Consider the following 14,341-nt stretch of genomic DNA (forward strand, 5'->3'; position numbering starts at 1 on the left):
CCCAGCTGGACGTGCTATGGAATCAGACGGTAACATTTCTTAAGCTTGAACAGTTGCATTAATTACCATTATATTTAGGTAATGGATAAACTTGATACAGTTTAATATTTGATCAACTAATTCAGACATTTCATTCTGTATCTGTTTACTCTAAATAGTAGGTTTTGAGTACTCAAAAGAGAGCTTTACTGACAGCTTGATTTTATGGAAAGTCCCCTATTTATGGGGGGTGTAGCTGAGTACACAAATACCGAATCAGCTAAATAAAAAGCAAGGTCTGGGTAAATAAAACACTCGTACCCCCGATCCTAAAAAAAATTTTTGCCAGTATTAGCAAGGGTTTCGGCGACTGAGTACAGCGCTAATAATTCAATAAATCCTATCGGTTGGTTCTTTCGCTGCTGCGATCGCCCCGTTGCTATAACTCTTTCAACGCCGAGCACCCCAGTGTTACTCGAACGTTAAGTACCGAGGCATTCACAGATAGCAGCGATAACCTTGGCTGGTTTAAGCCTATTTCTCCCGTCGCTTTGCCTGTCCGTGTAATACTCCCTCAGCGATCGACTAGCTAAGACGATTTCAACCCACACCACCCTCCCTCAAGAAATCGTTTTGGTTGTGAACACAAGGTGCACTGACTGATGGGTTCTGCTCCCCTGATTTGGGGGCCACCCATCGGCCAGCGGCGGCAATTCCAAACCGGTGGGCAATGCCCTACACCCGGAACCCAACACCCATCCACCCACCCACCCATCTACCCCTTTCCTCATCCACCCATCCACTCCCTAACCCCCCTACCTCCCCAAACCCATGACGCCACCGCCCTCCTCTGCCCTGCCTTCCGCGCCTGTTGCGACGCCCGAGCTGGACATTACCCTGACCAAAACCAAAACCATGGTCAAACCGGCGGGCGGCGGCTGTAGCAGTACCACTGGCTGCACCACCAAAACTGATACCGCTCTCAGCGATCGCATGAGAGCCCGCATTGAACAGCATCCCTGCTATAGCGAAGCCGCCCACCACCACTATGCCCGCATGCATGTGGCGGTGGCTCCTGCTTGCAACATTCAGTGCAACTACTGCAACCGCAAATACGACTGTGCCAACGAAAGCCGCCCCGGTGTCGTCAGCGAACTACTTACCCCCGAAGAAGCGGCTCACAAGGTGCTAGTGGTGGCGGGCAAAATTCCCCAAATGACCGTACTGGGCATTGCTGGCCCCGGCGACCCCCTGGCCAACCCGGAACATACCTTCCGCACCTTTGAGTTAATTGCCGAACAAGCGCCCGATATCAAGCTCTGCCTCTCCACCAACGGCCTGATGCTGCCGGACTATGTAGACCGCATCAAAGCCCTGAATATCGACCACGTCACCATCACGATTAATATGGTGGACCCCACCATTGGCGAGAAAATTTACCCCTGGGTCCACTATCGCCGCAAGCGCTACCGAGGTATTGACGGCGTCCGCATCCTCCACGAACGTCAGATGGAAGGTCTGCAGGCCCTGAAAGAAGCGGACATCCTTTGCAAAGTCAACTCGGTACTCATTCCCGGCATCAATGACGAGCACATGCCAGAAGTGAATGCGGCGATTCGGGAACGGGGTGCGTTTCTGCACAATATCATGCCCTTGATTTCGGCCCCCGAACATGGCACCTACTTCGGCCTCAACGGTCAGCGCGGCCCCAACCCCAAAGAACTCAAGCAGGTGCAAGACAATTGCGCCGGCAACCTGAAGCTGATGCGCCACTGCCGTCAGTGCCGAGCCGATGCCGTGGGCCTGCTAGGGGAAGACCGCAGCCAGGAATTTACCAAGCAGAAGTTCATGGACATGCCGGTGGACTACAGCCTGGAAACCCGCCAGGCGGTACACCTGGGCATCGAGCAGGCCAAAGCCGCCGTCGAGGCCAAGAAAGAAGCCTCTGCCCGCATCCCCGGCAGCCTGTCGGAGGCTTCGCCTAAGGTGCTAGTGGCCGTAGCCACCAAGGGCGGCGGCATCGTCAACCAGCACTTCGGCCATGCTAAGGAATTCATGATCTACGAAGTGGACGCTGCTGGCGCTAAGTTCATCAGCCATCGCAAAGTGGCCGACTACTGCCAGGGCGGCTATGGCGAAGAGGCGATGCTGACCGGCATCATCGACACCATTGCCGACTGCAAAGCGGTGCTAGCGGCCAAAATTGGCCCCTGCCCCAGCAAACAGTTGCAGAAAGCGGGCCTGGTAGTGGTCGAAGCCTACGACGTAATTGAAACCGTGGCCCGGCAGTTTTACGACGAGCATGTGCTGAAACGGTAGGCCAATTTTAGATTTTGGATTTCAGATTTCGGATTGACCAATCCCCTCCAAAATCCAAAATCCCCAATCCAAAATCCCCCTAGCCCCTCCAAGGAGGGGAAACAGAACTACCCCATCCACCCATCCACCCGCCCACCCCCTCACCCCCTCACCCCCTCACCCCCTCACCCCCGGAGGCTCCCATGACCTACACCATTACCCAAAACTGTATCGGTTGCCAGCGCTGCCTCTCCGCCTGCCCCACCGGAGCGATTCAGACCGATGGCCTAGCCTTCTGGATTCAGATCGATCGCTGTAACCAGTGCCAGGGCTCCCACGGGGTGCCCCAGTGCTGGGCCTCCTGTCCCACCAATGAGGGCTGTGTGCCCCTAGCTACCGGAGCAACGGCGGTCCCGCTCACCTCCATCTCTGAGACCTCAGGGGACTACTGGGAGTCTTGGTTTGCCACCTATACCCGGATGGTGGCCAGACTTCAGGGGGTGCAGGAGTTGGGCTATTGGCACGACTGGTTTGACGGCTATGCCCAGGCCGTGCAGCGATTGCAGGCGACGACGGTGTGATTCCGATTGACGGCATTTCCAGTTGACGGAATTGATGTGGTTCGAGATTCCCGCAATGGTGCATTGCTTCGCGAATGCACCCTACGCTACCCCATCACCCCATCACCCCATCACCCCATCCACCCATCCACCCATCACCCCATCACCCGCCCACCCATCCCCCCATCCACCCGCCCACCCACTCACCCAAGCGCCATGGTTACTTATCTCGACAACAACGCCACCACCCGCACCGACCCCGAGGTCCTGGCGGCGATGCTGCCCTACCTAAGCGAGCTCTACGGCAATCCCTCGTCGATGCACAGCTTTGGCGGCCAAGTCGGAGCCGTGATCGAACAGGCCCGCGAACAGGTGGCTAACCTGCTGGGGGCTGAGCCGACGGAAATTATCTTTAACAGCTGCGGCAGTGAGGGTAATAACACCGCTATCCATGCGGCCTTGGCGGCTCAGCCGGAGAAGCGGCACATTGTCACCACAGCGGTGGAGCACCCGGCCATCCTGGCGGTGTGCAAGCACCTGGAGAAGAAGGGCTACACCGTGACCTACCTGTCGGTAGACGAGCGGGGTGAGCTAGACCTGGTGGAGCTGGAAGCGGCGATGACTGGCGGCACCGCCCTGGTCACCACCATGGTGGCCAACAACGAAACTGGGGTGATTTTTCCGGTGGAGCAGATTGGCGCGATCGCCAAAGCCTACGGTGCCACCTTCCATGTCGATGCTGTCCAGGCGGTGGGCAAAGTGCCCCTCAACCTGACCAGCAGCCCCATCGATTTGCTCACCCTCTCGGGCCACAAGCTCCATGCCCCCAAGGGCATCGGTGCCCTGTATGTGCGCAAAGGATTCCGCTTCCGCCCCTTCCTGATGGGGGGCCACCAGGAGCGGGGCCGCCGGGCCGGCACCCACAACGTGCCGGGCATTGTGGCCCTGGGCAAAGCGGCAGAACTGGCCCAGACCCATCTGGTAAACGTCAGGCGCGAGGCCGAACTGCGGGACATGCTGGAGTACGGCCTGCTGGCCACCATCCCCGACACCGTGGTCAACGGCGGCGGTGCTCCCCGCCTCCCTAACACTACCAATATCGGCTTCAAATACATCGAAGGGGAGGCCATCCTGTTCATGCTCAACCGCGAGGGCATCTGCGCCTCCTCCGGCTCCGCCTGCACCTCCGGCAGCCTCGATCCCTCCCATGTGCTCACCGCCATGGGCCTGCCTTACACCATCCTGCACGGCTCCATCCGGTTTAGCCTCTCCCGCTACACCACCGAAGCCGACATCCGTCAGGTGCTCACCGTCATGCCCGATATCGTTGAACGCCTGCGCGCCCTGTCGCCCTTTAACGATGATCAGGCGGGGTGGTTGCAGGAGCGAGATGTTGCTTTGGCGACGTAGATGGGTGGATGGGTGGATGAGTGGATGAGTGGATGAGCTGATTCTGTCCATCATCCATCCACCCCCTACCCATCCACCCCCTACCCATCCACCCCCTCACCCCTCACCCCTTACCCATCCACCCCCCTACCCATCCACCCCTATCCCCCGAAACCGCCATGTGGGACTACTCCGAAAAGGTACTCGAACTCTTCTACAACCCCCTCAACCAGGGCGCCATTGACGACCCCCAGGAGCCAGATGTGACGGTGGTCTTTGGGGAAGTGGGCAGCATTGCCTGCGGCGATGCCCTCAGGCTGCACCTGAAGATTCAGCTATCCACGGATAGCATTCTAGATGCCCGGTTTCAGACCTTTGGCTGCACCAGTGCGATCGCCTCCTCCTCGGCCCTGACCGAAATCATTAAAGGCAAAACCCTCGATCAGGCGCTGCACATCACCAACCACGACATCGCTGACTTCCTGGGGGGCCTGCCGGAGGCCAAAATGCACTGCTCGGTGATGGGCCAGGAAGCCCTGGAGGCAGCGATCTACAAGTATCGCGGCATCGCCATCGAGCACCACGACGATGATGACGGCACCCTGATCTGCACCTGCTACGGCATTTCGGAAAAGAAAATCCGCCGGGCGATCGCTGAAAACGACCTGACCACCGTGGAGCAAGTCACCAACTACGTCAAAGCCGGAGGCGGCTGTGGCTCCTGCCTGGCCGGCATCGAAGACCTGATTCTGGACGCTCAACAATCCGGCGAAACCATCCGAGCCGCCGCCCAACTCGCCGTCGCCAGAGAACAGCGCACTCAACCCCTACCCATCCACCCATCCCCCTCCTTCGACTTCGCTCAGGACAGGCATCCACCCACCTACCCCTCCCCTCCCCTAACCAATCTGCAAAAAATCACCCTGATCCAGACCGTTCTGGACAAAGAAGTCCGTCCCCTACTGCTGGCCGACGGCGGTGATGTCAGCCTGCACGACCTGGAAGGCGATCGCGTCCTGGTCAAACTCCAAGGCGCCTGCGGGTCCTGCCCCAGCAGCACAGAGACGCTGAAATATGCGATCGAAGCCAAGTTGAAGGATTTGGTGCTGCCCTCCCTCGTGGTTGAGGCGATTTAGGCCCTCACCCCTAACCCCTCTCCCCAAGGGAGAGGGGAACCGGAACCACCAAAATCCAAAATCGCCAATCCAAAATTTCCCCCAGACCCACCCCTAGCCCCTCCCAAGAGGGGAACCATCCACCCCCTACCCATCCACCCATCCACCCATCCACCCATCCACCCATGCACCCTTCCCCTCCCCACGCCGGACGCGACCCACCGGCCAACCCCCAGGCCCTCGCCTGATCCAAGCTTACGAACGTTCATTCCCCTCAGACCCAAATTTCAAACCTAGGAGAAATCTCCCCATGCGACAGATTGCATTTTACGGAAAAGGCGGTATCGGTAAATCCACCACCTCCCAAAACACCCTGGCCGCTATGGCCGAACAGGGCCAACGGATTATGATTGTGGGCTGCGACCCGAAAGCAGATTCCACTCGTTTGATGCTCCATAGCAAAGCTCAAACTTCTGTGCTGCAACTGGCCGCCGAACTCGGTGCCGTTGAAGATGTCGAACTTGAGCAAGTGCTGCAAGAAGGCTATCGCGGCGTCAAGTGCGTCGAGTCTGGCGGTCCAGAACCCGGTGTGGGTTGTGCCGGTCGGGGCATCATCACCGCCATCAACTTCCTGGAAGAAGAAGGCGCTTACGAAGACCTGGATTTCGTCTCCTATGACGTACTGGGCGATGTAGTTTGCGGTGGTTTCGCCATGCCCATTCGGGAAGGCAAAGCCCAGGAGATCTACATCGTGGTTTCTGGCGAAATGATGGCCATGTATGCAGCCAACAACATCGCTCGAGGTGTACTCAAGTATGCCCAATCCGGCGGCGTGCGCCTGGGCGGCCTGATCTGCAACAGCCGGAATACCGACAAAGAAGTTGAGCTGATTGAAGAACTAGCCAGAAGACTCAACACCCAGATGATTCACTTTGTGCCCCGGGACAATGTGGTGCAGCACGCGGAACTACGCCGGATGACGGTGAATGAGTATGCTCCCGAAAGCAACCAAGCTAAAGAGTATACGGCCCTGGCTGACAAGATCATCAACAACAAAAATCTCACCATTCCAACCCCCATCTCCATGGACGAACTGGAAGAGTTGTTGATTGAATTCGGCATCCTCGACAGCGACGAAAAATATCAGGAGGCTTTAGCTCAAGAAGCCGTTGCTACTGTCTAGGTTCCGTTGCAGCAGATCCCAGGGATCTTGACCAATGGCCAAATTGACTGGTTCAGCCCAGAAGACCCCTGGGATCTCTCCCGACGTCCCACTCATCCCATCCACCCCTACCCGAGAGGGCATTATGACTACTGTAGACGATAGAAAAGAGCTGATTCAGGAGGTGCTTGAGGCCTATCCTGCTAAAGCTAAAAAGCTGCGGTCAAAGCACTTAGATGTTCACGCTGAAGGTGAATCAGACTGCGGCAATAAATCCAACAAAAAATCTGTTCCCGGCGTGATGACCACCCGTGGCTGTTCCTTTGCAGGCGCTAAAGGGGTAGTCTATGGCCCCATCAAAGATATGGTTCACCTCAGCCATGGTCCTGTGGGTTGCGGCTACTACTCCTGGGCCGGTCGGCGTAATTATTACACTGGCACCACTGGAGTGGATAGCTTTGGTACCATGCAATTCACCTCCGACTTCCAGGAGCGCGACATTGTATTTGGCGGTGACAAAAAGTTGGCCAAACTGATTGATGAAGTCGAAGACCTCTTCCCCCTCAATCAAGGTGTAACGATTGAATCGGAATGTCCCGTTGGGCTAATCGGCGATGACATTGAAGCGGTTGCCCGGGCCAAGGCTAAAGATACAGGCAAGCCTGTAATTCCAGTCCGCTGCGAAGGCTTCCGGGGGGTTTCCCAGTCGTTAGGTCACCACATTGCCAACGACACCGTGCGAGACTGGGTGCTGCCTAAGGCCGATGAATATCGCAAACTGCCCGAAGGCTTTGAACCCGGCCCCTACGACGTCAACATCATCGGTGATTACAACATCGGTGGAGATGCCTGGCCCAGCCGCAAACTACTGGAAGCGATCGGTCTGCGGGTGCTGTGTCACTTCTCTGGAGATGGCACCTTTAACGAAGTGGTGATGACCCCCCTGGCCAAAATTAACCTGATCCACTGCTATCGGTCGATGAACTACATCTGCCGGTTCATGGAAGAAAAGTACGGTATTGGCTGGATGGAGTACAACTTCTTTGGGCCAACCCAAATTGCTAAATCTCTACGCAAAATTGCCGAGCAGTTTGACGATGTTATTCAGGCCAACGTGGAAGCGGTGATCGCTGCTCACCAGACTCGGGTAGACCAAATTATCGCTAAATATCGACCTCGTTTGGAAGGCAAAACGGTGATGATTATGGTGGGTGGTCTGCGCCCCCGCCACGTCATCCCCGCCTTTGAAGACCTGGGTATGAATGTGATCGGCACGGGCTATGAATTTGGCCACGGAGATGACTACAAACGTACCCTCGACTATGTGAACGATGGCACCATCATTTACGACGACGTCAGCGCCTACGAATTTGAAGAGTTTGCCAAACAGCTCAAGCCCGACTTGATTGCCTCTGGGGTTAAAGAGAAGTACGTCTTCCAAAAAATGGCCGTACCCTTCCGCCAGATGCACTCCTGGGATTACTCCGGTCCCTACCACGGCTATGAAGGCTTTGAAGTCTTTGCCCGGGATATGGACTTAGCCATTAATAATCCCACCTGGGGCCTGGTTAAAACCCCTTGGGCCTAGGTGTGGATGGGTAGATGGGTAGATGGGTAGATGGGTGGATGGGTCTGCCTCTACACCCCGCCCATCCTACGTATCGGGCAGACACGTGGGTCTGCCCCTACCCATCTACCCGCTCACCCGCCCACTCATCCACCCGCCCACTCATCCACCCGCCCATCCACCCTCTCACCAAGGAGAGCACCATGCTTGACAATCTTGACAACACTATTCCAACACCCTGTGGAACCGACGATCCAGGCAAAATTAAGGATCACTTCGATCTATTCCAAACAGAGGAGTACCAAGAGTTATTCGCTTATAAGCGCCAGTTTGAAGGAGCCCATGATCCTGAGAAAATTGCCGAAATTGGCGAATGGACTAAGACCTGGGAATACCGGGAAAAGAACTTTGCCCGTGAATCTTTGACGGTTAACCCAGCCAAAGCTTGTCAACCGTTAGGAGCTTTGTTTGTGGCCGCTGGGTTTGAAGAGACCCTGCCCTATAGCCATGGTTCCCAGGGGTGTGTCGCCTATTTCCGGAGCCATTTGACCCGGAACTATAAAGAACCCTTCCAGGCCGTGTCCTCTTCGATGACCGAAGATGCGGCGGTGTTTGGTGGGCTGAACAACCTGAAACAGGGTCTAGAAAATGCCTACACCCTCTACAAACCCAAAATGATCGCCCTGTGCACCACCTGCATGGCCGAAGTAATTGGGGATGACATTGGTGCCTATATTGCCACCGCCAAAAATGATGGCCACATTCCCACCGATTTCCCGGTGCCCTGTGCCCACACCCCCAGCTTTGTGGGGTCCCACATCACGGGCTACGACAACATGTTGAAGGGGATTTTGACCACCCTTACCAAGGACAAAAAAGCCGAAACTACCAATGGTAAGTACAACTTCAACCTGGGCTTTGATCCCTATGTGGGCAATGCCCGTGAACTGAAGCGCATTCTGGACTTGTTCGGGATTGATCACACCATTCTGTCGGACAATTCCGATGCCTTTGATTCTCCCAATACGGGCGAATTCAAAATGTACAACGGCTTGACCACCCTGGAAGCGGCTGGCGACAGCATCAATGCCGAAGGTAGCTTCTTCTTCCAGAAGTACACGACCCCTAAGAGCCAGGAATTTCTGGCCAAGGAAGGGGGACAGAAGACCTACAACTTCCGGCCCTTTGGCATTCGGGGTACCGATGAGTTCTTGATGAACCTATCGGCCATTACCGGTAAGCCGATTCCCCAGGAGTTGCAGGCGGAACGGGGACGAGCCATTGATGCCATGACCGATTCTCAATCTTGGGTGCATGGCAAGCGGGTGGCGGTCTATGGCGATCCTGACCATGTGATTACCTTGATCAATCTGCTGCTGGAATTTGGCGCTGAGCCGGTTCATGTTCTGACTGGCACCCTGAACGAGCCCTTTGAGGCGGAAGCCCGCGAGATTTTGGCCGCCAGCCCCTATGGCAAAGATGCCACGGTTTGGTGCGGGAAGGATCTGTGGCACCTACGCTCTTTACTGTTCACAGAGCCGGTGGATCTACTAATTGGTAATTCCTACGGCAAGTTCCTCTCCCGCGATACGGGCACTCCTCTGCTGCGCATTGGCTACCCGATCTTCGATCGCCACCACATGCACCGCTACGCCACCATTGGTTACCAGGGTGCCCTAAATCAGATTACCTGGTTGGTCAATGCCTTCCTGGAAGAAGCGGATGCCAAGTCTGGTGTGGTTGGTAAAGACATCTCCTTTGACCTGATTCGCTAAGGGGTGATGAAGCCAGGGCAGACACCCAGGTCTGCCCCTACCCCTCACTCGCTCATCCGCTCCCTGACCTACTTCATTCCCTCGCCATGAAACTCCCTGACACCATAGAACTCGATTCTCCGCCTGTGTTTGATTTGGGCGATCGCGTGCGAGTGTTAAAAGTCATCCGCAATGATGGCACCTTCCCCGGCAAAAACATCGGGGACAAGCTAGCCGAACCAGACGACATTGGTTACGTGATCGGCATTGGCACCTACCTGCAGCGGGCCTACATTTACTCAGTGCATTTTTTAGAGAGTAACCAGGTCGTCGGTTGTCTCAGCATCGAACTCGAACGTGCCGAAGATCGCGCTCCCCTGATTGCCCAAGCGGAATGGTAAGGCTTTGAGTTTTGAATTCTAAATTTTGAATTTTGAATTTTGAATTCATAGGTACACCCAGCCCTCAAACCGCATCCCACCTCCCCATCTCCCCCACCCTTCGACTCCGCTCAGGGCTCTGCCTCCCCACTCCCCCACCTCCCCACCTCCCCCACTCATCCACTCATCCACTCATCCACTCATCCACTCCCCCACCCCCCACCCCCCATGTCTTCCACCAAAGCCAAAATGAATGACCTCCTGACCCAACCGGGTTGTGAGCACAACCATAAGAAAAATGGCAAAGGTCACAACAAGGTATGCCAGCAGCAGGCCAAACCCGGAGCCGCCCAGGGGGGCTGCGCCTTTGATGGAGCCAGCATTGCCCTGGTGCCAATTACCGACGTAGCCCACCTGGTACATGGCTCGATCGCCTGTGCGGGCAACTCCTGGGGCGGGCGGGGCAGTCTCTCCTCTGGCGATACCCTCTACAAAATGGGTTTCACCACCGACCTGAGCGAGAACGACATCATCTTTGGCGGCGAGAAGAAGCTCTATAGGGCCATCCAGGATGTGCAAGAGCGCTACCAGCCCGCTGCTGTGTTCGTCTATTCCACCTGTGTGACGGCGTTGATTGGCGATGACCTAGATGCCGTCTGCAAGACGGCCACAGAAAAGCTGGGCCTGCCGGTGGTGCCAGTGCAGTCCCCCGGCTTTGTGGGCAGCAAGAACCTGGGCAATCGCCTGGCAGGGGAGGCCCTGCTGGAGCATGTGATTGGCACCGCAGAACCCGAGTTCACCACCCCCTACGACATCAACCTGATTGGCGAGTACAACATTGCCGGGGAAATGTGGGGGGTGCTGCCTCTGCTAGAGAAAGTGGGCATTCGGGTGCTCGCCAAAATTACCGGCGATGCCCGCTACGAAGAGGTGGCCTATGCCCATCGGGCCAAGCTGAATGTGATGATCTGCTCCAAGGCGTTGATCAACCTGGCCCACACCATGCAGGAGCGCTACGGCATTCCCTACATTGAAGAGTCGTTCTATGGGGTGGCGGATATGAACCACTGCCTGCGGGCGATCGCGGCCCAGATCGGCGATGAAGCCATGCAAGCTCGGGTGGAAACCGTGATTGCCGCAGAAACCGCCAAACTAAACCAGCAACTGGCGCCCTACCGCGATCGCCTCCAGGGCAAACGGGTCGTCCTCTACACGGGCGGCGTCAAGAGCTGGTCGATTATCTCCGCCGCCCAGGACCTGGGCATTAACGTGGTTGCCACCAGCAGCAAAAAGAGCACCGAAGAAGACAAAGCCCGGATCAAAACCCTACTGGGCCAGGACGGCATCATGCTGGAGAAGGGCGGGGCCGCCGAACTGCTGCGCGTGATCGAAAAGACCAACGCCGACATGCTGATCGCCGGAGGCCGCAACCAGTACACCGCCCTCAAGGCCCGGATTCCCTTTCTGCACATCAACCAGGAACGCCATAACCCCTACTCCGGCTACGGCGGCCTGCTGGAGATGGCCAAGGAGCTGGACGAGACCCTGCACAGCCCGGTGTGGGCAGAGGTGAGACGGGAAGCGCCGTGGGCAGACCCTCACCCCCAACCCCTCTCCCTAGGGGAGAGGGGGGCCGGAACCGAAGCCAGGGCTACCACCAAGATCATCGCCCGCCGCAAGGCTGTGGCCGTCAACCCGCTCAAACAAAGCCAACCCCTCGGGGCCGCCCTGGCCTTTCTGGGCATTCAGGGAGCCATGCCGCTGTTCCACGGCTCCCAGGGCTGCACGGCCTTTGCCAAGGTGATGCTGGTCAACCACTTCCAGGAGGCGATTCCCTTGGCCACCACGGCCATGGGCGAGGTCAGTACCGTGCTGGGGGGCGACGACAACGTCCACGGTGGCCTGCTGACGGTGCTTCAGAACTCCCAGCCGCAATTGGTGGGGCTATTGACCACCGGGCTGACGGAAACCCGGGGTGACGATATGCCTGCTATCTTGCGGGACTTCCATACCGCCAACCCGGAGGTCACTGTGCCCATCGTCTTGGCCTCTACCCCCGACTACAAGGGCAGCCTGGAAGACGGCTTTGCGGCGGCGGTGGAAAGCCTGGTGCGGACCATGCCGGAGCCGGGGGAGGTGAACCCCAAACAGGTAACCCTGCTGGCCAGTGCTGCCTGGGGGCCGGGGGATGTGGCGGAACTCAAGGAGATGGTGGAAGCCTTTGGCCTGATCCCCATCGTGGTGCCGGACCTGTCCACCTCCCTGGATGGCCACTTGGAGGATACCGACTTTGCTACCACTGCCACGGGCGGCACCTCGATCGCCGACCTCAAGGCCGTGGGTCGCTCCGCCCTTACCCTCACCCTGGGGGGCAGCATGGCCAAGGCAGCAACCATTTTGAGCGATCGCTTTGGTACCCCCGCCATTCCCTTCCCCCGGCTCACAGGTCTCGGTGCCGTAGACCAATTTCTGCACACCCTAACCCAGGTAAGCGGCCAGCCCGTCCCCCCCAAGTACCAACGCCAGCGTCGCCAGGTGCAGGATGCCATGATGGATACCCACTTCTTCTTTGGCCGGAAGAAAGTCGCGATCGCCCTTGAACCCGACCTGCTGCACAACGTTGCCTGGTGGCTGCACAGCACTGGCGCCGAACTCCAAGCCGCCGTCACCACCGCCCCCTCGCCCCTGCTGAAGGACCTGCCCATCGCCCAAACCTACATCGGCGACTTTGCAGACCTGGAAGACCTCGCGGCCACCGCCGACCTCTGGATCACCAACTCCAAAGCCCGCCCCATTGCCCGTCGCCTCGGCATTCCCCTCTACCTGCATGGCTTCCCCATGCTAGAGCACCTGGGCAACGGCCACCGCTGCACCGTCGGCTATCGCGGCACCCTAGACATGCTGTTTGCCATCGGCAACATCTTCTTGGCCGCCGACGAGGAGCGCACCCATGGGTTGGTGCATCGGTGGCGGGAGGGAGGGGGATGAGTGGATGAGTGGGCGGGTGGATGAGTGAATGAGTGGGCGAGTGAATGAACTAATAGATGTCTGTTTACTCCTCTCCCTTTCACCCCTACCCTCCGGGAAGCCGCTCCGCGTCTACCCCCCTTCACCCCTTCACCCATCTACCCCTTCACCCATCTACCCATCCACTTTAAAAAGGAGACCTCCCATGAAAATAGCTTTCGCCACGAATGACAACGTCCACATCAATGCCCACTTTGGCTCGGCCAGCACCATGGATGTCTATGAGCTAACTGCCGATACCTGTACCTTTTCAGAAACACTAAAGTTTGGCGGCAATCTTAAGGAAGACGGTAACGAAGACAAGGTAGATGCCAAGCTGAAGGCACTTAAGGGCTGCACCATTGTCTACGTGGCAGATATTGGCGGCAGTGCGGCGGCTCGGCTGATTGGTAAACGGATTACGCCGATGAAGTCCCATTCCTTGGATGAAAAAATTGAGACAATCTTGGGCCAACTGATGCACACCCTGCAAGGTAGCCCCCCACCCTGGCTGCGCAAAGCCCTCAGCCAAGACCAGGCCCCTCGCTTTGACGAAGCCTATCTGGAAACCGAGGAGGAAGTGACCGTATGACCACCGCTGAAACGCCTACCCCAACTCCGCCCTTAACTGTCGCTGAGTCGCCCTTTTTACAGGCGATCGTCCAGCAAATTCGGGCCAATGATAGCTATGGCACCTATCGCCACTGGGCCGATGAATTACTACTCAAGCCCTACATTCTCACCAAAGCCCAAAAGCGCGAAATTTCCGTAGAAGGCGAGGTTGATCCCATTACCCAAGCGCGAATTGCGGCCTTCTTTCGAGCCGTCGCTTACTGCATTGAGCAAGAAACTGGCATGCTCTCCCAGGTGGCCATCGATCTGAGTCACGAAGGCTTTGGCTGGGCACTAGTGTTTTCTGGTCGTCTGTTGCTGGTGTCCAAAACCCTGCGCGATGCCCAACGGTTCAGTTTTGTCTCCCTAGAGAAGCTCAGCCAAGAGGGCGATCGCCTCATAGAAAAAGGCATCGAACTCGCCACCCGATTCCCAGAAGTTAGCCAGTGGTGAAAATTAGTTTTGAATTTTGAATTTTGAATTTTGAATTCTTAGCTCAAACCTAAAAACCAGCCCCTC

12 protein-coding genes are annotated in these 14,341 nt (G+C 57.0%); all 12 read left to right on the plus strand.

Annotation, left to right across the window (positions count from 1 at the left end; all coding sequences use genetic code 11):
- Window positions 1-641 precede the first annotated feature (641 nt).
- The 12 genes from E1H13_RS14195 (at window position 642) to E1H13_RS14250 (ending at window position 14,275) form a co-directional block, all read left to right on the plus strand.
- Window positions 642-923: a hypothetical protein gene (locus tag E1H13_RS14195; RefSeq protein ID WP_169614054.1), complete on the plus strand. Its 282-nt coding sequence runs from the start codon at window positions 642-644 to the stop codon at window positions 921-923.
- On the plus strand, window positions 811-2,298 hold the full coding sequence (nifB, locus tag E1H13_RS14200) for a nitrogenase cofactor biosynthesis protein NifB (protein WP_169614077.1): 1,488 nt from the start codon (window positions 811-813) through the stop codon (window positions 2,296-2,298). Before E1H13_RS14195 ends, nifB begins: the two co-directional genes overlap by 113 nt.
- A 182-nt stretch (window positions 2,299-2,480) precedes the next feature.
- Window positions 2,481-2,858 carry a 4Fe-4S dicluster domain-containing protein gene (locus E1H13_RS14205; RefSeq protein ID WP_169614078.1) on the plus strand — a complete coding sequence of 126 codons (378 nt, stop codon included), beginning with the start codon at window positions 2,481-2,483 and terminating at the stop codon, window positions 2,856-2,858.
- A 195-nt stretch (window positions 2,859-3,053) separates the two neighbouring features.
- The gene (gene nifS / locus E1H13_RS14210) at window positions 3,054-4,247 is read left to right on the plus strand and encodes a cysteine desulfurase NifS (protein ID WP_169614079.1); all 1,194 of its coding nucleotides are present in this window, start codon (window positions 3,054-3,056) and stop codon (window positions 4,245-4,247) included.
- Between the two features lie 158 nt (window positions 4,248-4,405).
- Window positions 4,406-5,362, plus strand: a complete 957-nt coding sequence (gene nifU / locus E1H13_RS14215; protein ID WP_169614080.1) for a Fe-S cluster assembly protein NifU — start codon at window positions 4,406-4,408, stop codon at window positions 5,360-5,362.
- A gap of 289 nt (window positions 5,363-5,651) precedes the next feature.
- A complete protein-coding gene (gene nifH / locus E1H13_RS14220; RefSeq protein ID WP_169614081.1) occupies window positions 5,652-6,524 on the plus strand; it encodes a nitrogenase iron protein in 873 nt (290 codons plus the stop codon).
- A 124-nt stretch (window positions 6,525-6,648) separates the two neighbouring features.
- Complete coding sequence (gene nifD, locus E1H13_RS14225) at window positions 6,649-8,091, plus strand: nitrogenase molybdenum-iron protein alpha chain (RefSeq protein ID WP_169614082.1); 1,443 nt, start codon at window positions 6,649-6,651, stop codon at window positions 8,089-8,091.
- Between the two features lie 182 nt (window positions 8,092-8,273).
- Entirely contained in the window at window positions 8,274-9,845 is a 1,572-nt protein-coding gene (nifK, locus tag E1H13_RS14230; protein ID WP_169614083.1) for a nitrogenase molybdenum-iron protein subunit beta, read from the plus strand.
- A gap of 86 nt (window positions 9,846-9,931) precedes the next feature.
- Entirely contained in the window at window positions 9,932-10,225 is a 294-nt protein-coding gene (locus tag E1H13_RS14235) for a nitrogen fixation protein NifZ (protein WP_169614084.1), read from the plus strand.
- 207 nt (window positions 10,226-10,432) lie between these two features.
- A complete protein-coding gene (locus tag E1H13_RS14240; protein WP_169614085.1) occupies window positions 10,433-13,192 on the plus strand; it encodes a bifunctional nitrogenase iron-molybdenum cofactor biosynthesis protein NifEN in 2,760 nt (919 codons plus the stop codon).
- A gap of 184 nt (window positions 13,193-13,376) precedes the next feature.
- Window positions 13,377-13,802: a nitrogen fixation protein NifX gene (gene nifX, locus E1H13_RS14245; protein ID WP_169614086.1), complete on the plus strand. Its 426-nt coding sequence runs from the start codon at window positions 13,377-13,379 to the stop codon at window positions 13,800-13,802.
- The gene (locus E1H13_RS14250) at window positions 13,799-14,275 is read left to right on the plus strand and encodes a NifX-associated nitrogen fixation protein (protein ID WP_169614087.1); all 477 of its coding nucleotides are present in this window, start codon (window positions 13,799-13,801) and stop codon (window positions 14,273-14,275) included. The genes nifX and E1H13_RS14250 overlap by 4 nt, the downstream gene beginning before the upstream one ends.
- Window positions 14,276-14,341: the final 66 nt, after the last annotated feature.

The organism is Nodosilinea sp. P-1105, from assembly GCF_012911975.1.
Taxonomy (GTDB): Bacteria; Cyanobacteriota; Cyanobacteriia; order Phormidesmidales; family Phormidesmidaceae; genus Nodosilinea.